19 protein-coding genes are annotated in these 25,124 nt (G+C 72.8%); 7 read left to right on the top strand and 12 right to left on the bottom strand.

Translation table 11 applies throughout. The annotated features are described in order from the left end of the window. Positions 1–92 precede the first annotated feature (92 nt). The 6 genes from IIE03_RS07370 to IIE03_RS07345 form a co-directional block, all read right to left on the bottom strand. Positions 93–3,755, bottom strand: a complete 3,663-nt coding sequence (locus tag IIE03_RS07370) for a discoidin domain-containing protein (RefSeq protein WP_192862094.1) — start codon at positions 3,753–3,755, stop codon at positions 93–95. A gap of 50 nt (positions 3,756–3,805) precedes the next feature. Next, positions 3,806–6,025 (bottom strand): glycoside hydrolase family 36 protein, encoded by a 2,220-nt coding sequence (locus IIE03_RS07365; RefSeq protein WP_318842852.1) that lies wholly within the window; start codon positions 6,023–6,025, stop codon positions 3,806–3,808. After that, complete coding sequence (locus IIE03_RS07360) at positions 6,022–6,972, bottom strand: family 43 glycosylhydrolase (protein ID WP_318842860.1); 951 nt, start codon at positions 6,970–6,972, stop codon at positions 6,022–6,024. Before IIE03_RS07360 ends, IIE03_RS07365 begins: the two co-directional genes overlap by 4 nt. A 129-nt stretch (positions 6,973–7,101) precedes the next feature. Then, positions 7,102–8,043 (bottom strand): carbohydrate ABC transporter permease, encoded by a 942-nt coding sequence (locus IIE03_RS07355; RefSeq protein ID WP_192862093.1) that lies wholly within the window; start codon positions 8,041–8,043, stop codon positions 7,102–7,104. Next, positions 8,040–9,044, bottom strand: coding sequence for a carbohydrate ABC transporter permease (locus tag IIE03_RS07350; RefSeq protein WP_192862092.1), 1,005 nt, complete (start codon positions 9,042–9,044; stop codon positions 8,040–8,042). Before IIE03_RS07350 ends, IIE03_RS07355 begins: the two co-directional genes overlap by 4 nt. 28 nt (positions 9,045–9,072) lie before the next feature. After that, a complete protein-coding gene (locus tag IIE03_RS07345) occupies positions 9,073–10,407 on the bottom strand; it encodes an ABC transporter substrate-binding protein (RefSeq protein ID WP_192862091.1) in 1,335 nt (444 codons plus the stop codon). A gap of 421 nt (positions 10,408–10,828) precedes the next feature. Here IIE03_RS07345 and IIE03_RS07340 point away from each other — a divergent pair, with 421 nt between their 5' ends. Further along, complete coding sequence (locus tag IIE03_RS07340) at positions 10,829–11,848, top strand: LacI family DNA-binding transcriptional regulator (protein WP_192862090.1); 1,020 nt, start codon at positions 10,829–10,831, stop codon at positions 11,846–11,848. Between the two features lie 283 nt (positions 11,849–12,131). Then, positions 12,132–13,772, top strand: a complete 1,641-nt coding sequence (locus IIE03_RS07335; RefSeq protein WP_192862089.1) for an RICIN domain-containing protein — start codon at positions 12,132–12,134, stop codon at positions 13,770–13,772. An 18-nt stretch (positions 13,773–13,790) separates the two neighbouring features. On the opposite strand, the gene IIE03_RS07330 is transcribed toward IIE03_RS07335, so the two are convergent. Continuing rightward, positions 13,791–14,453, bottom strand: a complete 663-nt coding sequence (locus IIE03_RS07330; protein ID WP_192862088.1) for a TetR/AcrR family transcriptional regulator — start codon at positions 14,451–14,453, stop codon at positions 13,791–13,793. A 125-nt stretch (positions 14,454–14,578) separates the two neighbouring features. Here IIE03_RS07330 and IIE03_RS07325 point away from each other — a divergent pair, with 125 nt between their 5' ends. Beyond that, positions 14,579–16,795 carry an MMPL family transporter gene (locus tag IIE03_RS07325; protein WP_192862087.1) on the top strand — a complete coding sequence of 739 codons (2,217 nt, stop codon included), beginning with the start codon at positions 14,579–14,581 and terminating at the stop codon, positions 16,793–16,795. Here IIE03_RS07325 and IIE03_RS07320 read toward each other — a convergent pair. The 3 genes from IIE03_RS07320 to IIE03_RS07310 all read right to left on the bottom strand — a co-directional run bounded on the left by IIE03_RS07320 (position 16,770) and on the right by IIE03_RS07310 (position 20,138). Beyond that, positions 16,770–17,585 carry an ABC transporter permease gene (locus tag IIE03_RS07320; RefSeq protein ID WP_318842851.1) on the bottom strand — a complete coding sequence of 272 codons (816 nt, stop codon included), beginning with the start codon at positions 17,583–17,585 and terminating at the stop codon, positions 16,770–16,772. The two genes, IIE03_RS07325 and IIE03_RS07320, sit on opposite strands and share 26 nt — an antisense overlap. Positions 17,586–17,772: 187 nt before the next feature. After that, positions 17,773–18,744, bottom strand: a complete 972-nt coding sequence (locus IIE03_RS07315) for an ATP-binding cassette domain-containing protein (protein ID WP_192862085.1) — start codon at positions 18,742–18,744, stop codon at positions 17,773–17,775. Then, positions 18,741–20,138 (bottom strand): FAD-binding oxidoreductase, encoded by a 1,398-nt coding sequence (locus IIE03_RS07310; protein ID WP_318842850.1) that lies wholly within the window; start codon positions 20,136–20,138, stop codon positions 18,741–18,743. Before IIE03_RS07310 ends, IIE03_RS07315 begins: the two co-directional genes overlap by 4 nt. 213 nt (positions 20,139–20,351) lie before the next feature. Between IIE03_RS07310 and IIE03_RS07305 the strand changes: the two genes are divergently transcribed. Beyond that, entirely contained in the window at positions 20,352–21,122 is a 771-nt protein-coding gene (locus tag IIE03_RS07305) for a sensor histidine kinase (RefSeq protein WP_225997411.1), read from the top strand. Positions 21,123–21,129: 7 nt separating this feature from the next. After that, complete coding sequence (locus IIE03_RS07300; RefSeq protein ID WP_192862082.1) at positions 21,130–21,789, top strand: response regulator; 660 nt, start codon at positions 21,130–21,132, stop codon at positions 21,787–21,789. Between the two features lie 113 nt (positions 21,790–21,902). Here the strand turns inward: IIE03_RS07300 and IIE03_RS07295 are convergent, their stop codons facing one another. Next, positions 21,903–22,793, bottom strand: a complete 891-nt coding sequence (locus IIE03_RS07295; protein ID WP_192862081.1) for a hypothetical protein — start codon at positions 22,791–22,793, stop codon at positions 21,903–21,905. Between the two features lie 224 nt (positions 22,794–23,017). Between IIE03_RS07295 and IIE03_RS07290 the strand changes: the two genes are divergently transcribed. Further along, a complete protein-coding gene (locus IIE03_RS07290) occupies positions 23,018–23,635 on the top strand; it encodes a DedA family protein (RefSeq protein ID WP_192862080.1) in 618 nt (205 codons plus the stop codon). Between the two features lie 155 nt (positions 23,636–23,790). Here IIE03_RS07290 and IIE03_RS07285 read toward each other — a convergent pair whose 3' ends face one another. Continuing rightward, complete coding sequence (locus IIE03_RS07285) at positions 23,791–24,369, bottom strand: uracil-DNA glycosylase family protein (RefSeq protein ID WP_192862079.1); 579 nt, start codon at positions 24,367–24,369, stop codon at positions 23,791–23,793. A gap of 112 nt (positions 24,370–24,481) precedes the next feature. Between IIE03_RS07285 and IIE03_RS07280 the strand changes: the two genes are divergently transcribed. Beyond that, positions 24,482–25,069 (top strand): NUDIX domain-containing protein, encoded by a 588-nt coding sequence (locus IIE03_RS07280; RefSeq protein WP_192862078.1) that lies wholly within the window; start codon positions 24,482–24,484, stop codon positions 25,067–25,069. Positions 25,070–25,124 lie beyond the last annotated feature (55 nt).

Here is a 25,124-nt window from a genome sequence, read left to right as displayed (position 1 = left end):
GATGATCGGCTCCCCGAGCGACCGATCACCCGACATCCCGCCGACCATCCGACATCCCGCCGACCACAGCGCGGCAGCGGCCCCGCCCGGCGTCAGGCCGGGCGACTCCACGGCGGGCGGACCGGGTGGCCGTGGCCATGCCTCGGGCGGAGGCACGCCACCGCCTCCGCGAGCGCCTCGGCCGCGGCGTCCGCCTCCTCCTGGGTCGGATCCGCGCCCTCGGCGACGACGGCGGCCGCCGCCTCCCGGGCCTCCGTGAGTCTCGCCCAGCTCCGGCGCGTCCAGTCGTCCTCGTCGAGCCCGGCGGTCTCGTCGAGGTAAAGCCGCACCGCGGTGGTGTCGACGATCGACCGGACGAACTCGGCCTCGGCGAGGTTCGTGTTGCCCGACGGCGCCAGGACGCGCACCGCGCCGACGGTGACCGGCTGCTCCAGGTCGATCTCCTGCCAGGAGTCGCCGCTCACGGTGCCGGCGGTGGCGAACGTCTGCCAGGTCTGTCCGCCGTCGTCGGACCCCTGGAACTGGATGCCGTTCGCCCGCGACGCGTACCCGGACCGGGGCAGGAAGCGGACGGTCTCGACGGTGAAGGTGGAGCCGTCGTCGGGGATCACGCTCACCCAGCCGGAGGACTGGGTCGTGTCGGTGAACGTGGTCGGGTCGCCGTCGAACATGGCCCAGCCGTTACCGGCGGCGTCCCGGCGCCCGTCCCAGGACGGTGTGCTGGCGGTGACCCAGGGCTGCCGGACCTCGGCGGTCCCGACGGGCGCGGGCTCCAGCAGGTCCCAGGCCTTGAGCAGGCGGGCCGCCAGTGCCCGGTCGTCCGCGCGGGGGTGGCGGGCGGCCTTGCGGACGGCCTCCAGCTCGCGCGTGAACAGGATCCGCGAGGCGCGCGAGTACGGGGTCAGGTCGACGGCGTCGGCCAGCTCCAGCACCGTGTCCAGGTCCGTCTCGGTGCGTTCGCCGTCGATCCGGAAGTCGGCGAGGGTCCAGATGACGGCCGGGTAGGCGGGGTCGGTGGGCGGGCCCGGTTCGTCGATCTGCAGCTTGAGGTAGCGGAACCGGGTGTCGCGGACCTCCTCGCGGACGGGCACCTCCTCGATCGCGACGTCGTCGCCGGCGTTGGGGTGCTCGGTGAGCAGGGTCCAGGACTCGCCGTCGACGGAGCCGTAGACGTTGGTGCCCTCGGCGCGGTTGGGGAAGGTGTCGCGGGCGAGGAAGCCGAACGCGTCGGCCCGCACGCGGTAGCCGATGCCGAAGTCCAGGACCATGCTGGGGACGCGCTGGTCGCCCCAGGTGGTCTGGTTGTCCCCGTCGGTGAGGGCGATGAGGGTCGGGGTGGACAGCGGGGCGTCCACGATCCGGGAGAAGTCCAGCGTGCCGTCGGGCAGGCGCGGGTCGAGCAGCGCGAGGCCGTCGACGGCGACGCGGAGGTCGTCGAGCAGGGCGGCGAACTCGCTCGCGTCGGCATCCTCGATGCCGGCCCGGGCGGCGTCGCGCGCCGCCGCGACGTCGGCCCAGGTGGCCGCGGTGTACGCCGCGGGCTCCTGGAGGCCGTCGAGGCTCGCGCCGATCGCCGCCTCCCGGTCAGGGGCGACCGTGACGGTCACGGGCAGGGCCGTGTCCGTCTGCTCGTGCGAGGCGACGACGACGAGGCGGTGCGTGCCGGCGTCGTCGGCCGCGGGCGTCCAGGTGAGCGTCCCGTCCGCGGTCAGGCTCGCCGACGACGGCGTGTCCTGCAGCGTCAGCACGTCCGGCGTGGCGCCGGAGGTGGCCAGCGGGCGGACGATCGGCTCGCCGACGACCGCGACGAAGGACAGCGCGTCGCCGACGTCGAACGTCACGGGCGTCAGCGTGCCGTTGGCCTGGGCGAGCACGCTCGCGACGTCCACGGGGGCCGCGCCGTCGGCGGCGCTCAGGAACACGATGTTCGAGCCGACCGGGGAGACGGGGTGCTTCGCCTGGTCGATGTCGAGGGTGACGTACCGCCACTCGCCGCCGGTGTCGGGGAGGGTGACGGTGGCGTGGGTCGCGGCGTCCGGCGAGGGGCGTACCTCGAGGGTCGCGGTGGCGTCGGTGCGGACGCGGAACCCGACCAGTGACGTCCCGTTGCGGCCCGCCCACGCGGCACGGCGGACGGCGACGTACCCGTCGTCGGCCTCGTCGCCGGCCGTGGCATCGAGGCGGACGTACCCGGTGCCGTCATCGTCCGTGCCGACCTGGGCGCCGGCGCCGACGGCGTGGCCGAACCGGGCCACCTGGAGTTCGGGGCCGTCCTGGAGCGGGGGCACCGTGACGTTCTCGTCCGCGAGCTGCGGCGGGAACGCCACCCAGTACTCGGCCGCGTTGAAGTCGGAGCCGCGCAGGTTCCAGAAGTTGGCCACGCCGGTGCCGTTGTAGTAGCGCGGGCCGTCGCGGTGCGCGAAGGCCTCGGCGACGTGTGGCGCCTCGGTCTCGACGTCGACCCCGGCCACGTAGGTGTACTGGTAGTACAGCTCACTCGCGGGGTCGATCAGCCGGCCCCGGTAGGCCTGCGACAGCTTTCCGGATCCGCCGGAGGTGTCGATGAACGGCACGTCCTCGCCCAGCATGAAGGCGGCGAACACGTCGGCGCCGGCCAGGGTGCGGTTGCCGAGGAACTCGTACGGGGTCACGGCGTCCGGCGCGGTGGACACCGTGCCGTCCACCGGGTCGAGGCGGGTGCCCTGGTTGTGCACGATCCGGGCCAGGGCGGTCAGGATGTCGACGTCGCCCGCCGCGTGCGCCTGGTCGCGGCCCATCTCGATGTGCTGGACGAAGTCGTAGCCGTACGGGTTGAGCGGGTCGTCGGCGTCGATGACGCGGTAGAGCGCGACCAGCGAGCCGTTGACGTCGCCGCCGTTGATGGTGTGCTCGCTGGTGTAGGTCGAGTTGACGGTGTACCACTCCACGCGTTCGGCGTAGAGCTCGGCGTCGTCCAGGAAGATCGCCGCGGCGATCATGCCGACCACGCCGTACAGGTGCTGGTTCCACAGCCGGTTCTGGGAGAAGAGGAACGTGTCCAGCACCGGGCGGATCAGGTTGTCCTCGATGCGCTGCTGGTCGCGGTCGGTCCAGCGCAGGTCGTAGCCGTCGAGCGAGTCGTTCACCGGCGTGGTGGACCGGATGATCTCGGCGGCGGCGAGCAGCTTGTACAACGGCTCGCCGGTGTGGATGTGCGCGTCCGGGAAGTACACGTACTTCGCCGGGTCCATGCTGGACCAGGTGCGGATGACGTGCAGGGCGTTGGCCCGGTACACCTCGTCGCCGGTGACGACGTACCGGAGCGCCTGGGTCAGCGCGCCGGTGCCGTCGTTCAGCGCGCGCGAGCGCATCCCGGCGTTGTCGTAGGTGTCGCTGCGCGGTTCGTCGTCGGACGGGCCCGCGTTCTGGGCGCGGAACGTGCGTGAGGCGAAGCCCGTCTCGGTCATCGCCTCGTAGTAGCTCGCCCACGGCTCCACGCCCGCGAGCACCTGGGTGCGCGCGTTCTCCAGGTGGTCCGCGGTCAGGCCGACGCCGGGGTGGGTGAAGCCGGCGTCGCTGGTGGAGCGGACGATCTGCGGCGGCTCGGTGGTGGCCGCCTCCGTGACCGCCTGCCCCGCGGCGGCGGGTGCGGCCGCGGGTTCCGTGGCCGCGGCGGCCGGGACCAGGAGCGTCGTACTCAGGACGGCCGCGCCGAGCGCGGCGGTCACGCTGCGCCACCGGCCTCGCTGCCGGTCGCGCCTTCTGGTGATCCTCATCGATCTCCCCTTTCCTGGCGCAGCCGGCCGTCGGCTGCGCCGTTGGTTCGTCATTCGGGACGGTCTGCCACCCGGAGGCGGAGGAGGCGGGCCGACAGGGGCGCCGGAAGCTTGACCTCCAGGGCCGCTCCCCCGTCGACGACGACGGCGGACGCCCCCGCCCAGGTCGGGTACAGGACCTCGGCGTCGCCCGTGGCGACGAGACCCGGCAGGCGCAGGCGGACGCTGTCGGGGCCCGCCCAGCCGCCGTCGTCGTCGGAGCGGCGCCATACGGCCAGGTACAGGTCCGCGTCGTCGCGGGCGCCCAGCGCGACCCACGGGTCGCGCCAGCCCGGCAGGCCGAGCGGCCAGACCGGGACGGAGCGGGCCATTGCCGCCCGGAGGCCGCGATGCACCTCCAGCGCCTCACGGACGGCCGCCCGCTGCACCGCGTCCAGCGTGTCGATCCGGCCGGCCAGGTGGACGCGCGAGAGCATCGCGGTGACCAGGGAGAACGCGATCTCCTCGGGCGGCATCGCGCCGTCCACCGACGCCCACACGCCCGCCTGCTCGGGCGGGATCACGAGCGGCGCGGCGGCGGCGATCGGCGGCACGAGCCGGAAGTCCTGCTGGTCGGTCAGGGACTGCACGGGGAACACGGCTCCGCCGGCCGCGTCGGTGCGGGACCCGCCCGCCGCGCAGCCCTCGACGACCACACCGGGGTGGCGATCCATGACGGCGCCGACCCACGCGAGCACGGCGCGGCCGTGCTCCAGCAGGCCGTTGCCCGCGGGCTCCGCTCCCCCGGCGTCCGTCCCCGGCCCGATGTCCACGTTGTGGTCGAGCTTGAGGTACGCCAGGCCGAACTCTCCCACCAGCCGGTCCACGACGCCGTCCAGGTGCGCCCGGGCGGCCGGATGCCGCAGGTCGAGCTGGTACCGGCCCCACTCGGCGACCCGCTCCCCGCCCCGCCGGAAGAACGCCTCCGGCGGCAGCTCCCGGGCGACGGGGCTGCGCACGCCCACCACCTCGGGCTCGAGCCACAGCCCCGGCTTCATGCCCAGTTCCCGGATGCGGTCGATCACGGCGGCGAGCCCGCCGCCGGGGAACCGGTTGGTCGAGGGTTCCCAGGCGCCGACCGAGTCCCACCAGCCGCCGGACTCGTCGTCGTACCAGCCGGCGTCGATCACGTAGTACTCGGCGCCGAGGTCCGCCGCGGCCTCGACGAGGGGCAGGACGCGCTCGGTCGTCGGGTCGGACATCAGCCCGTTGAGGAAGTCGTTGTAGATCACGGGCAGGCGCTCGTGGTCCGGGTGCTCGCGGCGGGTGCGACGCCGGTGGGTGGTCAGCGCGGCGGCGAGGGCGGCCAACGTCTCCTCCCGCCCGCCGGGGGCGCCGGGGACGACAGCGAGGCCGACGGGCACGGTGTCGAAGGCGGCGTCGCGCGTCGCGTCGGCGTCGGCGTCGGGCCCCACCTTCCCCGCCCACTGGTGTTCCGCCGCCGTCGGGCCGGTGACCAGCAGGTAGACGTCGTCGTACCGGTCGCCCAGCTCGGCGTGCCAGCCGCCGTTCGTCTCCGCCTGCCAGGCCACCATGCGGCCCGTCCGCGTGTCCTCGACGATCCCCTGGGCCAGGTGCTCGGAGGTGGACCACGCGCCGGTGGAGGTCAGCGTCACGCGGTTCTTGGACCCGACCTGGCCGTGGCGCACCATGCCGACGTCGATCAGCCCGCGCTCGGCGAGCGTGGCCCGCCGCCAGCGGAACTCCCCGCTCCACGGGTTGGCGGCCTCCCAGAGCACGAGGTCGTCCTCCCAGGCCGCCCCGTGCCCCAGTCCGCCGAGGGCCCCGGTGGTGGCGTGGTCGAGGGACGCGGGGCGATCGGCGGTGATCCGCGCCCAGGACCGCACGACGGGGACGCCGTCGGCCGCCTCGTAGACGACGGTCGCGCGCAGGCCCGTCCCGTCCTCGGCGACGTCCAGCTCCAGGCGTGCCACCTCGCCGGCGCGCGATTCCCGGTGCCCGGTCAGGCGCAGTCGTTGCGCGGCCGCGCCGTCGACGTGCCGCTTGCCGGAGGTGCCCGACCGGCCCTCGCCGAGCACCGCGACCTCCAGCACGGGCAGGGCGGAGCGCCGCAGCCCGGGCAGGTCGGGGTGCGGCTCGCCGGTGTGCCACAGCGCGACGAGCCGCGGCGCGGTGCCGGGCCCGTGGGCGACGGCGAGCCGCACGGCGTCGTTGCCCCACTCGAGGTACTGCTCGTCGTCGCCGGGCAGCCCGGGGAGCGTGACGGTCACGAGATCACCCCGGTCGCCGGGTCGAGGGTCCACGACTCGCGCCACTCCAGCTCGGCCCGGCCGTCTTTGACCCGCATCGGCAGCCACACGGGCGCGGAGTGGTACAGGTCGTCCCTGTTCCAGCGGTCGCCGACGTAGACGTGGCTCGTCGTCTCGCTGCCGTGCACGGGTACGACGACGGACACCTGGGAGTCGTAGGTCGCCGACCCGGGCGGCGCGAAGTCCCGCCACTCGCTCCACGGGCCGGCGGGTGAGGGCGCCGTCGCGTACTGGTTGTCGTTGGTGGACCAGCCGGTCAGCTCGGACCCGAACAGGTAGTACAGGCCGTCGTGCCGGATCATCGTGGGCGACTCGTAGCCGTGCGGGCCCGCGGGGTGGTCGCTGGGCGGGGTGAGCGTCGTGGAGACGATCGCCTCGACGGACAGGAGGTCGGGCGCGAGGCGGTAGACGTGCAGCCCGTGCTCGCGGTCCTCGCTGAGCAGGTATCCGGTGCCGTCGTCGTCCAGGAAGACGCCGATGTCGCGGCTGATGTTGCCGAGCGGCCGCTCCGAGTGCAGGTACGTGTACGGGCCCTCCGGGCGGTCGGAGATCGCCCAGCCGACCCGGGCGTACGAGTAGTCCGGGGACTCGACGTGCAGCAGCATGACGTAGGCCCCCGCCGCGTTGCGCAGCACCTTGGGGCGCTCGACCACCCGGCCGGGCGCGAGGTCGGGAACGGTCTCGTCGACCGCCAGCGCGTGGCCGAGGAACGTCCACGTCGCCAGGTCCGGCGAGGAGTAGCACGCCACTCCGCCGAACGTGCCGCCGTGGGTCTTGTCCTCGCCCCAGGCGTAGAAGACGCCGTCGTACCGCTGGATCCCGACGCCGTGGAGCTGGGCGACGTCGCCGTTCTGGTCGACGAACAGCAGGCCGGGCGCGATGGTGCCGCGCGGGGCGTGCGAGGGCACGGTCAAGGGAACCTCCGGAGGATGGTGGAGCGGGCCGACGGCGTGGGCCGGCGGCGGGGTGGACGACGGCGTGGTGACGGCGTCGGAGGGGTGGGGTCGGACCTGCCCGGCGGCCGGGCAGGTCCGCGGTCACTTGAGGCTGCCGATGGTGACGCCGGAGCGCCAGTAGCGCTGCATCGCGATCATGAGCACCACCATCGGGATGGTCGAGACGAGCGACCCGGTGACGACGAGGCTGGTGAGGTCCACGGTGCTGTCGATGCCGCGCTGCAGCCAGGAGTACATCCCGAGCATCACGGGCCACTTCTCGACGCCCTTGAGGAACACCAGCGGCCACATGAACGTGTTCCACGACGCCACGAAGTGCAGCAGGAAGATCGTCGCGCCCGCCGTGGACATCAGGCGCAGCCCCATGGAGAAGAAGATCCGGTACTCCCCCGCGCCGTCGATCCGGGCGGCCTCCATGAGCTCCGACGGCATCGCGCCCTCCGCGTAGACCTTGGCCAGGTAGACGGAGAACGACCCGAACATCCCGGGCAGGATCATCGCCCACATCGTGTCGTAGAGGCCGAGCTGCACGAAGAGGATGAAACTCGGCACGATCATCAGCGATCCCGGGATCAGGAAGGACCCGATGATCAGGCCCATCGTGAGGCCTCGCCCGCGGTACCGGTACTTGGCGATGCCGTAGCCCGCCGCGAGCGCGACCAGCGTCAGGCCGAGCGAGCCGAGCCCCGCGTACACGACGGTGTTCCACAGCCAGCGGCCGAAGATCCCGTCCTGGTAGGTGAACAGCGTGGCCAGGTTCTCCCACAGGTTGAACTCGCTGAACCAGAGCCCGTTGGTGGTGTACAGCTCTCGCCTGCTCTTCGTCGCCGCGACGACGAGCCACCACAGCGGCCCCACGGCGTACAGCGTCAGGGCGACGAGCACGCCCAGGACGACCCAGCGGGAGGAACCGCGGGCCTCCGCGACGGAGGAGTACTCCTCGGTCCGTCGACGACGGCGGCGGACCGGCAAGCGCGTGGTCCCGTCGGCCGCGGCATCGGGTGCGAGTGTCGTGTCGCTCATGGCTCTTCCCGGTTGATGAAGCGGTAGATGATCGCGGACGCGACGCCGACGACGAGGGCGAGGATGACCGACAGCGCCGTGGCGTAGTTGAGGTTGCCCACCTGGAACGCCTGGTCGTAGATCATCATCGCGGGCGTGAAGTCCCGCGTGATGGTCTCGGGGGTGACGGCCCGGAACAGCAGGGGCTGGTCGAAGAGCTGCAGCGTGCCGATGATCGAGAGCAGCGACGTCAGCACCAGCGAGCCGCGCACGAACGGCACCTTGATGGACCACGCGATGCGCAGCTCGGACGCGCCGTCGAGCCGGGCCGCCTCGAAGATCTCGTGGGGCACGGACTGGAGCGCCCCGTAGAGGATCAGCATCGTGAACCCGAGCGCGCTCCAGACCGCGAGGTTGCCCATCGACACCCAGACCATCGAGCTGGAGAAGAAGTTCACGTCGAGGCCGAAGAACGCGAAGAACGGGGTCAGCGGCCCGACCACCGGGCTGTACTGGTAGATCCAGACCATCGTCGCGACGATGCCGGGCACCATGTAGGGAAGCAGCAGCGCGACCCGGAACCGGGCGGCGGCCCGGCGTCGCGCGGCGTCGAGCAGGAGTGCCAGGGCAAGGCTCAGCACCTGGGTCAGCGGGACCACGATCAGGGCGTACAGGAACACCCTGAACATCCCCGACCAGAAGGACCCGTCGACGAAGCCGTCGGCGAAGTTGTCCAGCCCCGCGAACGACACGGTCTCGCCACCGAAGCCCAGGCCGCCCGTGGACCTCGTGGTGTAGACGCTCTCGCGCAGGGCCATCGCGACCGGGACGATCACGAACAGGGTGAAGCCTGCCAGGAACGGGAAGCTGAGCGAGGCGCCCTTGGCGTTCTGCGCGGTGCGCCAGTTCCAGATCGGGGTACGTCCACGAGGGGAGGAGCCGCCCCTGGGACGCCCGCCGGGTGGCGGGCCGGGGACTGGCTCGCGCGCGGCGGCGCGGTCCTCTTGCGTGTTGACGGACATCGGCGTCCTCCCCTCGTGGATCAGTGGGTCACTCGGCGACGGTGTAGGAGATGCCCTTGTTCTCCAGGTCCGAGGCGACGAACTCCTGCACCGCGGTCAGCGCCTCCTCGAGCGTGATCTCGCCGGCGACCGCCTTGCCCCACTGGTCCTGCAACTCAGGGAACCAGGCGTCGTAGTTGGGGCCGAGCTCGAACTTGCCGATCACGTGGGTCTGGGCGGACACGATCTCGTCGGCCGCGGCCTGGTCGTCGGCGAAGAAGCCCTCCGGGACCACCTCTTCGACGTAGTCGGACGGGTCCGGGATCTGCGTGGGGAAGCCGATGGCGCCGGTCTCGGCGTTGCGTCCGGCCTCGATCGCCTCGGGCGTGGTGCGCCAGTCGTGGAAGGCCACGACCGCCTCGGGGTGCTCACAGCCGACGGGCACGAACGACGCGGTGGCCCGCCCCGGGGTCACCGGCGCGGCCGCGTCCGCGAACTGCGGGATCGGGTGCGCCGTCCAGTCGCCGGCGGAGTCCGGCATGTTGGTCTGCAGGCCCGTGAGCGACCACCACTGCGTGGTCGTGGAGGCCATCTTGCCGGAGTCGAAGTACTTGTAGAGGGCGGGCCGGTCCATGTAGGTCTGGTTGGAGACCATGTCCTCGTCGATGAGCTGCTGGAACACGTCGGCCGCGGCGAGCGTCCTCTCGTCGGTGAAGTTCACCACCCACTGGTCGCCGTCGATCGCGAACCACTCGGCGCCGGCCTGCTGGGCCAGGTGCATCAGCGGGGTCGGGTCCTCACCGGCCAGGTTGGTGATGTCGACGCCGTCCTTCTTGAGCTCCCGGCCGACCTCGACGAACTCGTCCCAGGTGGTGGGCACCTCCACGTCGTACTCGTCGAACGTCTTCTGGTTCACCATGTAGAACTGTGCGTCCGACCCGGCAGGCAGGCCGTAGTACCGGCCGTCGACCTGCGCCGCGGCGAGCGCGCCCTCGTTGTACAGGTCCGTGGAGCCCTCGACGTACTCGGTGATGTCCTGCGCCCAGCCGTTGACGACCATCGTCGTCAGCGGCGCGAAGCCCTGGACCAGGCACGGGACACCGGAGCCCGCCTCCATGGCGTTCTGGAAGTTGGTCTGCGTCGCGACGTTGCTGGCCTGCAGCACGTACTCGGCCTCGACGTCGTCCTGGGCCTCGTTGAACGCGTCGACGATCTGCTCGCCGGTCTCGGCGTCCCAGCCCCAGATCTCGATCGACACGGGGCCCGCCTGCTCGGCCGGCTCGTCCGGCTCCGCGGCCGATCCGCCGCTCGAGCAGGCGGCCAGGCTCACGGTGGCCGCGGCGGCGACGCCCATCGTCGTCCACCGGGTGCGGTTGGTCCTCATCAGCTCTCTCCTTCGAGACGGCCCGTGGACGACGCCCGTCACGCCGTCGGACGGGAAATCGTTCTCACCGGCTCATGGCACCCCGCCGACAGTCCGGCGCGGTAGTTCCGGCCTCCCTCGGTGGGCCGCTCTGCCATGAGCGCCCCTCGCGGGATATCGTTATCCTACACAGGGTCGAGGCGAAGGCAAGACTCCGTCACCATCTCGTGACCCGCGGGTCACCCCGCCTGCCCATGGCGTGCACGGCGACGGCCCGGCATAGTGCCACACCCCCAGCAGATCCCGCATCCTCAAAGGTCGACGACCTGCGATCGCCGAGGCGGCGTTCCACCGCGGCCGGCGCGCCGCCTCGGCGGCCGGGGCGGCGTGGTCAGGCGGGAAAACGATCGTCTCGGAGGGTGGAACGCTTATCCTTCCCTGCATGACGACGCAGAAGCCGTACCGCGCACCGGTCCTCGCCGACGTCGCGCGCGAGGCCCGGGTCTCGGTGCCCACGGTCTCGCGCGTCCTGAACGGGAGCAAGTACGTCGCCCCGGAACTCGCCCAGCGGGTCCAGCGGGCCGTCGAGAGCCTCGGCTACCGGCCGAACGAGGCCGCGCGGTCGATGCGCTCGGGGCGGCGCACGCTGGTGTCGGTGCTGTCCGGCGCGACGGCGAACTACGGCTACGCACGCACCCTCCAGGGGATCGAGACGGCCGCCCGGCGCGCCGGGATGTCGGTGACGATCACGATGGTCGAGTCCGGCGAGGACGACGACGTCAAGCGCGCCGTCGACCTGGCCCTCGCCCACCCGACCGCCGGGGCGGTCGTGCTGGAGTTCGACCGCGCCGGGATCAACGCGCGCCACATGCTGCCCGAGGGGCTGCCGGTCGTCGTCGCCGGCGGCGGGTCGCGGCGCACGGGGGGCATCCCCGCGGCGCTCATCGACGAGCGCACCGCGGCCCGCCAGGCCACCGACTACCTGCTGCGGCTCGGGCACGAGTGCGTCCACCACATCGCCGGACCCACCGCGGGCAAGCACTCGGGGCGCACCGAGGGCTGGCGGGCCGCGCTCACCGACGCCGGCATCACCGTCCCCACGATCATGAACGCGGAGTGGGACGCCGCCTCCGGGTACCGGTGGGGCGAGCGCATCGCCGGCCGGGACGACGTCACCGCCGTGCTGTGCGGCAACGACGAGATCGCGATCGGCCTCATGCGCGCCCTCGCGGACCGCGGCGTGCGCGTGCCGCAGGACGTGTCCGTCGTCGGGTTCGACGACCAACCTCTGGTCGCGATGTGGCAACCCTCGCTGACCACCGTCGACCAGGACTTCGAGGACCTCGGCGCACGGGCGTTCGGCCTGCTCGAACGGCTCGTCGCCGGCGACGGGTCCGCCACCTCGAGCGTCGTCGTGCCGCAGCTCGTGGTCCGCGAGTCGACGGCGCCGCCGCGCGGCTGACGGCGGTTGTCGCAAGGTCGGCCCCTTGTCGCATGGTCGGTCGGTTGTCGCATGGTCGGCCGCCCGAGCGACCGATCACGCGACATCCAGCCGACCACACCGCCGCGAGCACGCCGTCGGTGCGCTACGGGGAGGAGCAGGACAGGTCTCCCAAATTCACCCGGTGCGTGATAACGTTTTCCCGCTATCCCGTTCCATGCACCCGTGATCACCGCAGATCACGGGGACGACGAAGATCCCGCAGCGGTTCGACGACGAGCCGCACGAACGGACGGAGACAACGATGTCGCCCACCCCTCCCCCGCCGCGCGTGTCCCGCACGGCACCCCTGGCCCGCATCCCCGTGTCGCGCCGCACCGTGCTCGGCGCCGCGGCCGCGACGCCGCTGCTCGCCTGGCTGGCGAGCTCGATCCCCGCCGCGGCGGTCGCCGCCCACCCGAGCATGCTGCACACCGCCGCCGGCCTGAGCACCGTCGCGGACCGCGTGGCCGCCGGCAGCCAGCCGTGGACCGGCGGCTGGGACCGCCTCGTGGCCAACGGACGGTCGTCCGCGAGCTGGAACCCGCGCCCGCTGGAGACCGTCGTCCGCGGCGGCGACGGCTCGAACTACGGACAGATGATGGGCGACATCGCCGCCGCCTACCAGAACGCGCTGCGCTGGCACATCGGCGGCGACAGGGCCCACGGCGACGCCGCCGTCCGCATCCTCAACGCCTGGTCCGGCACGCTCACCACGGTGACCGGCAACGCCGACCGGTTCCTCGCCTCGGGGATCTACGGCTACCAGTGGGCCAACGCCGCCGAGCTGATGCGCGGCTACTCCGGCTTCGACGTCGGCCGGTTCCGGAGCATGCTCCTGAACGTCTTCCACCCGATGTGCGAGCACTTCCTCACCAACCACAACGACGCGGTCATCACCAACTACTGGGCCAACTGGGACCTGTGCAACATGGCCGCGATCCTGTCGATCGGCATCTTCACCGACCGCGACGACCTGGTGAGCCGCGCCCTGGACTACTTCGAGAACGGTGCGGGGAACGGCTCCATCGAGCACGCCGTCCCGTTCGTGTACGACGACGAGGGCCTGGCGCAGTGGCAGGAGTCGGGCCGCGACCAGGCACACAGCATCATGGGCATCGGGCTCATGGGCACCTTCTGCGAGATGGCCTGGCACCAGGGCGTGGACTGCTACGGCTACGGTGGCAACCGCTTCCTCAAGGCCGCCGAGTACGTGGCGAAGTACAACCTCGGCCACGACGTGCCGTTCACCGACTACACGTGGCAGTCGGGGCCGAACACGACCGCGCCCCACGTCGGCTGGCACACGCACACCGAGATCAGCAGCAACTCGCGCGGCCAGGTCCGGCCGGTGTGGGACATGATCCTCGGCCACTACCAGGGTCGCCGCGGCCTGGCCGCGCCGTGGACCCAGCAGATCGCCGAGTCCGTCCGGCCCGACGGCGGCGGCGGGGACTACGGCCCGGACTCCGGGGGATACGACGCCCTCGGGTTCACGACGCTGATGCACGCCCCGCCCACCACGGTGCGGATCATCAACGTCGCCACGGGCAAGTGCCTCGACGGCCTCGGCCGCACCACCGACGGCGCCGCCGCAGGCCAGTGGGCGGGCTCCAGCAGCGCCAACCAGCGGTGGGTCCGGACGGCCTCCGGCGGCTACACGCGATTCCGCAATGCCGCCACGGGCCTCTACCTGGACGGCATGGGCCGCACCGCCGACGGCGCCGCCGTCGGCCAGTGGTCCGGCTCCGGCAGCGCCAACCAGCAGTGGCAGGTCGACGACCGCCGCCTGCGCAACCGCGCCACCGGCCTGTACCTCGACGGCATGGGCCGTACCACCGACGGCGACGACGCCGGCCAGTGGCGCAGCTCGACCAGCACCAACCAGCAGTGGCGGATCGGCTGACCCCTCAGGCCGGGGAGCTCACGCCCGCCCGGGCTCCCCGGCCCCCGCCGTCTGACGACGCAGGTAGCTCACCACGACCACGTGCAGCTCGCCGGTCATCACCTCGCGCTCCCGCTCCCCGGCGGCGCCCGTGATCAGCGGGATCATGCCACGCACGAGCTGGATCGACACGGTTGCGACGCGCGCCACCTCGTCCGCGGGCCGCCCGGGCAGGAGCTGTCCGACGAGTTCGGCGACCCGGCCGTGGATCGCGGCGTGCACGGGCGCGACCGCCTCGCGCAGCCCGGCAGGCATGTCCGTCCGGGCGAACAGCGCCTTGAAACCGGGGTGCGCCAGGTTGAACGCGACCAACGGGTCGAGCACGGCCGCGACCAGCTCGTCGAGATCCCGGCCGTCGCGCGCCACGGTGTCCAACTCGGCCCGCAGGGTCGCGAGGCGGGCGGCGTAGCGTTCCGCGAGCGCGCGTGCGACGTCGTCCTTGTTGGCGAAGAACTGGTACAGGGAGCCCGGGGAGATCCCGGCCCGGGCGGCGATCGCGTTCGTCGTCGTGGCGTCGTATCCCTGCTCGCCGAACACCTCGGCCGCGGCGCGCAGGATCTCCTCGATCCGCTTCTGCCCGCGTGCCTGGCGACGCCGCGCGGGCGCCCCCGCGCCCCCCGCCGCCTCCGCTGTTCCGCCCATCCCACGCTCCTTCGCCGAGCCGACCCTCGACAATGCGAGTAATCGCTCGTATTCTCAATCGCGAGCATTCGCTCGCATCCGGTTCACGAGCAGCCTAACAAGCAGCGGAGAAGCAGAGGATCCCCATGACCGACCTGCCCCCGGCCGTCTCCCCTCTCGAACGTCTCGCCGACGTCCTGCATCGCAGGCGCCGCGCCGTGCTCGTCGCCGCCTGCGCCGCCCTGGTGGCGTGCGGCGTGGTGGCGGCGGGAGCGATGTCGTCCTTCGTGCTCAGCCGCTGGGAGGCGCCCGGCACCGAGTCGGTCGCCGCCCAGGACGTCCTGCGCCAGGAGTTCGGCACCGGCAACGCCAACCTGGTGCTCCTCGTCTCGGCGCACGGCGGCGACGTGGACGCCCCGGACGTGGCCCGCTCCGCGAACGCCGTCGCCGACGAGCTCGCCCGGGAGCCCGCCGTCGCCGAGGTCTGGTCCTACTGGTCCACGGGCGACGCCACGATGCGCAGCGAGGACGGCGCGTCCGCGCTGGTCCTCGCGCACGTCGCCGGCGACGCCACCGCGGCGCGGGCCGAGATCGCCCGGTACATCCCGGACCTCACCCGGGACGACGGCACGGTCGGCGTGCGCGTGGCCGGGCCCGAGGCGGCGTCGACCCAGATCAGCGCGCAGGCGACGCAGGACCTCGTGCGCGCGGAGCTGATCATCGTCCCGCTGATGCTCGTGCTCCTGACGATCCTGTACCGGCGGGTGAGCGCCGCCCTGCTGACGCTCGGCGTGGGACTGTTCTCCGTGATCCTCACCCTCGCGGTGCTGCGGGCGCTGACCCCGCTGGTGGAGATCGCGACGTTCGCGGCCAACATCGTGCTCGTGATGGGCATCGGCCTGGGCGTCGACTACTGCTTGTTCGTCATCTCGCGGTTCCGGGAAGCGCTCGGTCGCGGCTCGGGGGTACGGGCGGCGCTGCGGGAGACGCTCGGCACCGCGGGCCGCACCGTGATCCTCAGCGGCCTGACGGTCGCCGCCTCGGTCGCCGTGCTGGCGGCGCTGCCGTTCCCGTTCCTGCGCTCGTTCGCGTACGCGGGCGTGGCGACCGTGGCCACCGCGGCGCTCGGCGCCCTGGTGGTGCTGCCGGCGGCGCTCGCCGTGCTGGGCGAGCGCTGGGTCCGGCGCGGGGTGGTGACCCCCGCGCCGCGGCCGGTCGAGCGCGGTGGCTGGTACCGGCTGGGGCGGCGCGTCATGCGCCGTCCGGTGGTGTGGGGTGCGGCAGCGCTCCTGGTGCTGCTCGCCGCCGCGTCGCCCGTCGCCGGCCTGCGGGTGGGCGTTCCGGACGACCGGGTCCTCGCCCAGGGTTCCTCGGTGCGCGACACCTACGACCTGATGCGGGAGAACTTCGCCACCGAGCCGCACGACGCGCTCCAGGTCGTCGGGACGGCCGCGAACCCGCCGTCGGACGGTGACGTGGCGGCCTACGCCATCGCGCTCTCGCGCCTGCCCGGCGTCGTCCAGGTCGGCTCGTCCGCGGGGATGTTCGCCGGTGGGGAGCCCGTGACCGGCGGCCGCTCCGAGGCGCTCGGTGCCCGGCTCGACGGCGGGGCGCATCAGCGTCTGGAGGTGGTCCTGACCCGGGAGGCGCTGGAGGCCGGTGCCGACGACGTGGTGGCCGGCGTGCGCGCCGCCGCCTCGCCGTTCGACGACGTGCTGGTGGGCGGCTATCCCGCTCAGCTCGCCGACTTCCGTGCCGAACTGCTCGACCGGCTGCCGCTCGTCGGCGGTCTGATCCTCGCGATGACGCTCGTGGTGCTGCTCGCCCTGTCCCGCAGCGTGGTGGTGCCGCTCAAGGCGACGGTGCTCAACCTGCTCAGCATCGGCGTGATGTTCGGCGTGCTGACCCTCGTGTTCCAGAACGGGCTGCTGGCCGGGATCATCGGCTTCACCCCCGTGGGTACGCTCGATCCGGCGTTCCCGATCCTGATGTTCTGCCTGGTCTACGGCCTGTCGATGGACTACGAGGTGTTCATGGTGTCCCGGATCCGTGAGGAGTACGAGCGCACGGGCGACAACCGGCGGGCGGTGCTCGTGGGCCTGCAACGCAGCGCCCCGCTCATCACCGCGGCCGCCGCCGTCCTGGCCGTGTCGTTCGGCGTCTACGCGACCGGGTCGGTCATGTACCTGCAGATGATCGGGATCGGCACCGCCGTCGCGATCCTGGTGGACGCCACGGTGATCCGGGGAATCCTGGTGCCCGCCTTCATGCGGCTCGCCGGCGACGCGAACTGGTGGGCGCCGTCGTGGCGCCGCGGACGGTTCCCCCGTCCCGGCATCAGATCAGCCGGCGGTAGGCCGTGATCGCCGCCGTGCCGAAGACTGCGAGGAAGACGCCGCCCCACAGCAGCGTCATCCCGACCGGGCCGGCGACCGGACCGCCGAGCAGGAGCCCCTGGCTCGCCTCGATCGCGTGGCTGACGGGGTTGACGTCCGCCCACGCGCGCAGCCAGCCCGGCATGGTCTCGGCGGGTGCCGCCATGCCGGTGCCGAACACCAGCGGGAAGGGCAGCAGGAAGCCCACGGTCGACACCATGGTCTCGTCCCGCAGCAGCACCGCGACCAGCACGGTCAGCCAGCTCAGCGAGAAGCCGAAGCCGATGGCGAGGGCGGTCGCGGCGAGTGCCGAGGCGAGATCCGTCTCGACACGGAAGCCGAGCAGGTAGCCGACGCCGAACAGCACGACCACCGCGATGACGTAGCGGATCGCGTCGGCGAGCACGGATCCGACGAGCAGGGCGGCCCGCGGCACGGGCATGCTGCGGAACCGGTCGAAGACGCCCTTCTTCATGTCCGTGACGATGCTGAGGCCGGTCGAGACCTGCCCGGCGAGCACGGTCGTGAGGACGAGGATCCCCGGGAAGAGGTACTGCAGGTACTCCCGCGTCGAGCCGGCGACCGCGCCGCCGAACAGGTACACGAACAGCACGAGGAAGATCACCGGCAGGATCAGCGCGTCCAGGAGGACCCCGGGATTTCGCCGGGTCTTGGTGAGGCTGCGGCCGGCGAGCGCCAGGCTGTGACGGACCAGCGGCCACGGGCGGGCGGTGCCCGCCGTCGCACGGTCGCCGTCACCTCCGGACGCCGACGACACGGAGGAAGACGGTGCGGAAGAAACGGTACGGACAGAGGATTCAGGCGTGGAGGTCATGAGTTCTCCCGGATGTGGTGGGCACAGCGGTGGGTGCGGGCGTGTTCATGTCGGGACGCACCGGGGGACCCGTGGGCGCACACTGCTTGGCAGAGCGGGCCGCCGGGGCAGGCATGTGCGGGCGTGGCCGTCACGGTTCCTCCCGGGAGCGGCCGGAGGCGCTCCCCGAGAGCTCCGCCGGGTGGCCGGTCAGGGTGAAGAAGGCCTCGTCGAGGCTGGGAAGGCGCAGGGCCAGCTCGGTGACGGGGACGTCGGCGTGCTCGAGCGCGCGCACGATCTCCGTGAACGCGTGCTCGTCCGGGACCGGGGCCGTGACGACGCCGCGCGCGGCCTCGACCGGCCGGCCGACCACCCGCCCCACGACGCCGGCCGCCGCCGGCAACCGGGCGGGGTCCCGCGGCCGGACCACCACGGTCTGTCCGCCGACCTGTTGCTTCAGCCCGGCCGGGGTGTCGTGCGCGATCACCCTGCCGTGGTCGATCACGGAGATCTCGTCCGCGAGCGCGTCCGCCTCCTCGAGGTACTGGGTGGTCAGCAGGACCGTCGTGCCGTCGTCGGCGAGTCCGCGGATCGTCTGCCACAGCTCCTCGCGCTTGCCGGGGTCGAGCCCGGTGGTGGGTTCGTCGAGGAACAGGATGCGCGGCTCGCCCACCAGGCTCGCGGCCAGGTCGAGGCGGCGGCGCATCCCGCCCGAGTAGGTCGCGGCGCGCCGCCCGGCCGCCTCCGTGAGCCCGAAGCGGTCCAGCAGCCGGGCGGCGCGTGCCCGTGCCTCCGCGCGGGGCAGGTCGAGCAGCCGCCCGAACAGGACGAGGTTCTCGGTGCCGGTCAGGTCTTCGTCGACGGTGGCGTACTGGCCGGTCAGCCCGATCGTGCGCCGCACGCGGACGGCGTCGTGCACGACGTCGAGCCCGTCGACCTCCACCGTGCCCGCGTCGGGACGCAGCATGGTGGCCAGGATGCGGATCGCCGTGGTCTTGCCGGCTCCGTTGGGTCCGAGGACGCCGAGCACCGTGCCCGGCTGCGCCCGCAGATCGACGCCGTCGAGCGCGGTCGTCGCGCCGAACTTCTTCACCAGGCCCTCCACCTGGAACGCGGGCCTCATGCCGCACCGCCGGAGGAGGGCTCGCCCGCCGGGGCGATGTTGAGGTTGCGGTCGAACAGGTTGCGCGGGTCGTAGGCGCGCTTGATCGCCGCCAGGCGTTCCAGGGTGGCCGGCGGGTAGGCCGCCCGCACGTCCGCCTCCGTGGCCGAGCCCTGGAAGTTCACGTACACGCCCGTGCCGTGGGCGGCGACCGGCCGCCAGCCGCTCAGCGCGTCGTCGACGACGGCGTCGCTCGCGTCGCCGGGGACGACGACCGCGCCGATGACAAGCGCCTCGGCGTCCCGGTGAGCGAACGCCGTCGCGTCGGGGAGCACGCGCCCGAAGGCGCCGCCCAGGCCGCGCAGGCTCAGCACCGTGGGCCGGTCGCCCCGGTGCGCCGCGACGAGGTCGCCGACCACGGCGTCGTCGAGCTCGGGGACGAGTACGTTGCGCGCCACCACCCGCATGCCCGCCGGGTGTGCACCGTCCTCGAGGATGTCCGCGTACGGCCGCGTCTCGATCGCGCTGTCCGTCACCGTCCCGAGCCGGAGCAGGGGTTCGATCGCTCGCTCGGCGGCTCCGGCGTCGTCGTGCACGTCGCAGAGCAGCACCGACACGGACGCCGGACGACCGCCGAAGGGCGGCATGAGCGTGAGCGTGCTGCTGAGCTCCTCGGGCGCCGTGCGCAGGTGGTCGCGCCAGCCCCGGATCAGTCCCGCCGGATCGTCGGGTCGATAGGTGATCGAGCCGAACCGCACGTCGCCCACCGGGACGGCCGCGAAGTCGAAGCTCGTCACCACCCCGAAGTTCCCGCCACCGCCGCGCAGCGCCCAGAACAGGCCCGCGTGCTGCTCGGGGCTCGCGGTCACGGATCTGCCGTCGGCGGTAACGACGCGGGCGGCGAGCAGGTTGTCGACGGCGAGCCCGTGGCGGCGCACCATCCAGCCGACCCCGCCGCCGAGCGTGAGGCCGCCGACGCCGACGCTCGCGGTGTCGCCGGCGGTGATCCCGAGGCCGTGCGGGGCGAGGGCGGCCGCGACCTGGCCCCAGGTCGCCCCGGCGCCCACCCGGACGATGCGCCGGTGGGGGTCGATCACCTCGACGGCGTCGAGGTGCGTCAGATCGAGCACCATCCCGCCGTCGTTGGTGCCGTGCCCGAGCGGGCTGTGCCCGCCCGAGCGGACCGACAGGGCGAGGCCCTTCCGGGCGGCGTAGGTGACGGCCCGGCCCACCTCGGCGGGGTCGTGCGGCCGGACCACCAGTGCGGGTCGTCCGGTCGCGAACAGGGTGCTGCTCGCCTGGTCGTATCCGGCGTCGCCGGGCACGAGGACGGTGCCGGCCGCGAGGCCGACGTCGTGCGGCCCGGTTCGCGCGGTCCGTGCGGTCGTGCCGGTTCTCGGGGTCTGGGTGCTCACGCTGCTCTCCTCCGGATGCGGCCGGCGTGGGATCACGCCGGGACGTGCCACCGATCCTTCGCCGGAACGGGCGTGGTGTCGTCGTCCGACGGGAGGCATCTGCGCGTACCGGAACGGGCGTGGACGGACGCCCCGGATACCCCGCCGGGAGCAGTCCACAACTACTCCCCACGGCGGATGCGAGGGCTGACGGGAGCCTCCTACGCTGGGGCGATGCGCACCGACCGAGCTTGGAAACGGTTCTACGCCACGAGCTGGCTGATCACCCTGGGGGTGAGCCTCGTGGCGGTCCTCGCGTGGCGGGCATACGTGCGCGAGGTGGAGCAGCGTGCCGAGGACGCCGAGCGCACGCGGGAGGAGGTGGCGCGGCGGCGGGCCGTCGAGGAGCGGCTGCGCATCGCCCGCGAGCTGCACGACTCCCTGACCCACAGCATCTCCGTGATCAAGGTGCAGGCCGGGGTCGCCACGCACCTGGCCCGCAAGCAGGGCGACGAGCCGCTGCCCGCGCTGCTGGCGATCCAGGAGGCCGGCGCGGACGCCGTCCGGGAGCTGCGCTCGACGCTCGACGTGCTGCGGCGCGACGGCGAGACGAACGGCAACGGGCTGGAACGCCTGAAGGTACTGGTGGAGGGCGCGGAGGCGGCGGGCGTCCCGGCCACGGTCACGGTCGTCGGCGAGCGGCGGCCGCTGCCCGCCGGCGTCGACGAGGCGGCGTACCGCGTCGCGCAGGAGGCCCTGACGAACGTGAGCCGGCACGCGGGCCCCGGCGCGACCGCCGTCGTCCGGGTCCGCTACGACCCGGAGTCGCTCGTCCTCGAGGTCGCCGACGACGGTCGCGGGGCGGACGGGGCGCCCGCGCCCGGACACGGGCTGACGGGGATGCGCGAGCGCGTCGCCGCGTTGGGCGGGCAGTTGGACGTCGGCGCCGCGCCCGGCGGCGGGTTCGTGGTCCGGGCCGAGTTCCCGTGCGCGCCGGCGGAGTGATCGGCCGATGATCCGGGTGGGGCTGGTGGACGACCAGGCGCTGATCCGCTCCGGCATCCGCGCCCTGCTCGACGCCGAGGACGACATCACGGTGGTCGCCGAGGGGGCCACCGGGCACGACGGCGTCGGGATCGCCCGCGAGCACCGGCCCGACGTCGTGCTCATGGACGTGCAGATGCCGGTCCTGAACGGCATCGAGGCGACACGGCGGATCGCCGGCGACGACGAACTGGCCGGGGTCCGCGTCGTCATGCTGACCAACTACGGCCTCGACGAGTACGTCTTCGACGCGCTGCGCGCGGGCGCGTGCGGATTCGTCGTCAAGGACACCGAGCCCGCGGACCTGCTGCAGGCCGTGCGGGTCGCGGTCCGGGGCGACGCCCTGCTGTCGCCGGCGATCACCCGGCGGCTGATCAGCGAGTTCGTCGCCAGGCCGCCGGACGCGCCCCTGGCGGGCGGCGACCTGCTCACACCGCGGGAGCGCGAGGTCGTGGCCCTGGTCGCGCACGGGCTGTCCAACGACGAGATCGCCGAGCGCATGGTGCTCAGCCCGCTGACGGCCAAGACGCACGTCAGCCGCGCCATGACCAAGGTGGGCGCCCGGGACCGCGCCCAGCTCGTCGTCTTCGCGTACGAGTCGGGCATCGTGCGGCCACGCGGCGTCTGACGAGCCGGATCTTCTCGCTCCCCGCCGGACGAGGTGACGATCCGCGGGCGCTCGAACTCAGAGGTCGCCCGAACTCAGAGGCCGTGCGACCTCCTGGAAGCCGCGGCGCGCCATCAGCCCGGGAAGAACTCCACGTACCGGCGGGCCTCCCCGTAGAAGGCGGCGTCCGACATCGCTCGCAGGTGATCGAACGCCTCGACGAGCGCGTCCTCGGTGCCGTCGTCGCCGGAGAGCGTGACCGTGAACCCGGGGCCCCGCGCGGTGCACCTGTCGCGGGTGGCACCGTTCTCGAACCGCTGCTCGTCGCAACCGTCGAGCGTCAGGCCGTCGACGTCACGGTCGTCGTCGACCGAGGCGTTCGAGACGACGTGGATCTGCCCGCCGTCGGGCAGGGTGTACACCGCTGCCGACCCGCCGTCGCCCAGCGCGATGTACAGCGGCTCGTACCGGTCGCCCTCAAGGGTGTACGGCACGCCCAGGGCCGCGGCCCGTTCGGCGAAACCGCTGACGGCCGTGACCGCGGCCAGCACGAACGGGGCAGCGACCAGCACACCCGCCGCCGAGAGGGCCACCGGGCGGGCGGCGCGGAGGCCCGACGCCGCCGTCACCGTCGCGACGATTCCGCCCAGCAGCAGCGCCAGGGCCGGGTCACCGCCGACAAGGCCCGGCCAGATCGCGCCCGCCTGCTCGGGCGCCAGCAGCACGACGAGCGCGACCGTGGCGCCCAGGACCGGGGCCGCGATCCCCGCGAGCACCGCTCCGCCGAACCCCCGCACGATCAAGGCGGAGATCACGCACATGACCGCGATCCCGACGACGCCGACGACGACCGCCCCACCGGGCCTGCCCCATCCGGCGAGGATCGCCGCCCAGCCCACCGGCCAGGCGAGCAGCCCGAACAGCAGGCCGACGGCGGCCGCGCCCGCCCAGGCGATCGCACGCCCTCCGCCCCCGGCCGACGCCGCGTCGAGCGCCCTCGGGTTGTCCCCGTCCCCTGCCGTCATCGGCACGTCCCTCGGGTACGTACACACGGCGGACGACGGCTCCCACGACGGGCGGGACTCATGCAGGCTCCTCACTCCTGGCCTGTACCGGGCGACATGCGCCAGGGTAACCGTGGACCGTGAGCGAGATCCGGCTGCAGAATCCGCGCGCCGGGTGCGATAGTGCTCGACATGGTGACCCAGCACTCGGCACCCGGCGTGCCGTCCGACCACCCCGGCACGCGATGAGCGACGACGTCGCCTCGTGGTTCGACACGCTCGGACCGCTCGCGTTCTACCTGGTGGTGTGGGGGCTCGTGTTCGTCGGCACGGCCCTGTTCGTCGGCGTGTTCCTGCCGTTCCTCACCGGGGACTCGCTGCTGTTCGGGGCCGGCCTCGTGGCGGGCAGCACCACCTCGATCAACATCTGGGTGCTGACCACCGGCGTCGCGATCGCGGCGATCGCCGGCGACCAGGTCGGTTACCTGCTCGGACGGCGCTACGGCCGCCCCTACCTCACCGCCCGGCGCGGCCGGTGGGTCCAGACGGGGATCGCCAAGACCGAACGGTTCTACGAGCTGTTCGGCTGGTGGTCCGTGGTGGTCGGCCGGTACGTGCCGTGGGGGCGGGTCTTCGTCCCGGCCGTCGCCGGGGTGTCCGACATGGCGTACTGGCGCTTCGTCACCGCCAACGTGGTGGGCGCCTTCACGTGGGGCGTCCTGATCACGCTGATGGGCTTCTTCGCGGCGTCGATCCCGGCGGTGCGCCCGATCGCGTACGGGATCGCGATCGCCGTCGTCCTGGCCTCCATCGTCGCGGGCATCCGCGCCTGGCGCCTGGACCGCGCGGCGAACGCGGGCTGAGCCGGCGTGCCGGGCGCCGACCGGGCGGCGGTCGCGCGCCGACCACGCCATTCTGGCGTGGTCGCGCCAACATGGCGTGGTCGGCGCCGACCAGGCGCGGTCGGCGGAATGGCGTCGTCGCGTCGGCCGGCGTGGTCGACGCCGACCGAAACAGCTCAGGCCAGCGCGTCCGCGACGCGTTCCCGCAGCACCGGGACGACCTCGGTGAGGAACCACGGGTTGCGCGCCTGCCAGCGGAAGTTCAGCGGGGACGGGTGCACCAGCGGGACGACGTCGGGCAGGTAGTCGCGGAACGCGCGGACGGTGTCGGTCAGGGTGCGCCCGGCCCGGTCCCCGAGGTAGTACGCCTGGGCGTAGCTCCCGACCAGGACGGTGAGCCGGATACCGGGCATGAGTTCCAGCAGCGGTGGGTGCCACCGCTCCGCGAAACCCTTGCGCGGCGGCAGGTCCCCGCTCGCCCCCTTGCCCGGGTAGAAGAAGTCCATCGGCAGCAGCGCGAAGAGCTCCGGGTCCCGGAACTGCGGCTCGGTCACGCCGAGCCACTCGATCAGCTTCCTCCCGCTGGCGTCGTTCCAGGGCAGCCCGCTCTCCTGCGCCCTCCGCCCGGGAGCCTGCCCGACGACGGCGACCCGTGCCCCCGCACCCGCCACGTACAGCGGCTCGTACCCGAGCTCCCGCGCCGCGGCATTCTCGGCGTGGTCGACGATGGCCTGCCGGATGGACTCGAAACCCATGGGCCCAGTATCCGGCGTGCGCCGATATCCGGGCGTCATGCGGGCCGCGAAAGGGGACACCGCGCCGGGCACATTTTCACCCTCGTGTGTGGCATGGAGCACAAAGTGGTGTATGACTGACCTCGTGAGATGGCTCCCGCCGAACGAGTATCACGCAAAACTCCCCCGTAAGCGGATCGGAGCCGGGGTTCTACTGCGCGGCAGCGGCGACAGAATCGTCGCGATCGTGCCCTCGTACAAGCCGGGCCTGGAGATCCCGGGTGGGGTGGTCGAGACCGGGGAATCTCCCTGGGATGCGGCTGAGCGAGAGCTCAAGGAGGAGCTCGGCATCGTGCGCGAGGGCATGCCCTTGCTGGTGGTGGACCACGTCCCGGTGGCGGACGACGGCGTTCCCGAGGGGTTGTTGTTGATCTTCGACGGCGGCTGGCTCACTCCCGACGAGGAGCGCGACCTGCGCGGAACCGACGAGGAAGTGTGGTCGGTGTCCCTGTACGAGATCGACGAAGCCACCAGAGAGATGAAGACCTGGCTGGGCCGACGCGTACGCCTCGCCTTCGAGACGGCGAAGAGCGTATCCGGGCCCGCGCTCTCCGCGAAAGGACACCGTCGACCCGTCCAATCGCAGCCACCACAGCCAGCGGCTCCGGACGATATCCCAGTGCCCGCATTACCCGAAACAGCGCTCGCCGAGTCTCGGTGATCATCCGTCGCGACACGGCATCGCCGACAACTAGGACTTATGTGGAGCGCTCAAG

The organism is Myceligenerans pegani (assembly GCF_014892515.1).
Classification (GTDB): Bacteria; Actinomycetota; Actinomycetes; order Actinomycetales; family Cellulomonadaceae; genus Myceligenerans; species Myceligenerans pegani.
This window is presented reverse-complemented; position numbering and strand designations above follow the sequence as displayed.

Excerpts from the sequence above, each read along its gene's own strand:
- IIE03_RS07370 (WP_192862094.1), bottom strand. The coding sequence starts at position 3,755 with ATGAGGATCACCAGAAGGCGCGACCGGCAGCGAGGCCGGTGGCGCAGC.
- IIE03_RS07355 (WP_192862093.1), bottom strand. The coding sequence starts at position 8,043 with ATGAGCGACACGACACTCGCACCCGATGCCGCGGCCGACGGGACCACG.
- IIE03_RS07350 (WP_192862092.1), bottom strand. The coding sequence starts at position 9,044 with ATGTCCGTCAACACGCAAGAGGACCGCGCCGCCGCGCGCGAGCCAGTC.
- IIE03_RS07345 (WP_192862091.1), bottom strand. The coding sequence starts at position 10,407 with ATGAGGACCAACCGCACCCGGTGGACGACGATGGGCGTCGCCGCCGCG.
- IIE03_RS07340 (WP_192862090.1), top strand. The coding sequence starts at position 10,829 with ATGACGACGCAGAAGCCGTACCGCGCACCGGTCCTCGCCGACGTCGCG.
- IIE03_RS07335 (WP_192862089.1), top strand. The coding sequence starts at position 12,132 with ATGTCGCCCACCCCTCCCCCGCCGCGCGTGTCCCGCACGGCACCCCTG.
- IIE03_RS07330 (WP_192862088.1), bottom strand. The coding sequence starts at position 14,453 with ATGGGCGGAACAGCGGAGGCGGCGGGGGGCGCGGGGGCGCCCGCGCGG.
- IIE03_RS07325 (WP_192862087.1), top strand. The coding sequence starts at position 14,579 with ATGACCGACCTGCCCCCGGCCGTCTCCCCTCTCGAACGTCTCGCCGAC.
- IIE03_RS07315 (WP_192862085.1), bottom strand. The coding sequence starts at position 18,744 with ATGAGGCCCGCGTTCCAGGTGGAGGGCCTGGTGAAGAAGTTCGGCGCG.
- IIE03_RS07305 (WP_225997411.1), top strand. The coding sequence starts at position 20,352 with ATGCGCACCGACCGAGCTTGGAAACGGTTCTACGCCACGAGCTGGCTG.
- IIE03_RS07300 (WP_192862082.1), top strand. The coding sequence starts at position 21,130 with ATGATCCGGGTGGGGCTGGTGGACGACCAGGCGCTGATCCGCTCCGGC.
- IIE03_RS07295 (WP_192862081.1), bottom strand. The coding sequence starts at position 22,793 with ATGACGGCAGGGGACGGGGACAACCCGAGGGCGCTCGACGCGGCGTCG.
- IIE03_RS07290 (WP_192862080.1), top strand. The coding sequence starts at position 23,018 with ATGAGCGACGACGTCGCCTCGTGGTTCGACACGCTCGGACCGCTCGCG.
- IIE03_RS07285 (WP_192862079.1), bottom strand. The coding sequence starts at position 24,369 with ATGGGTTTCGAGTCCATCCGGCAGGCCATCGTCGACCACGCCGAGAAT.
- IIE03_RS07280 (WP_192862078.1), top strand. The coding sequence starts at position 24,482 with ATGACTGACCTCGTGAGATGGCTCCCGCCGAACGAGTATCACGCAAAA.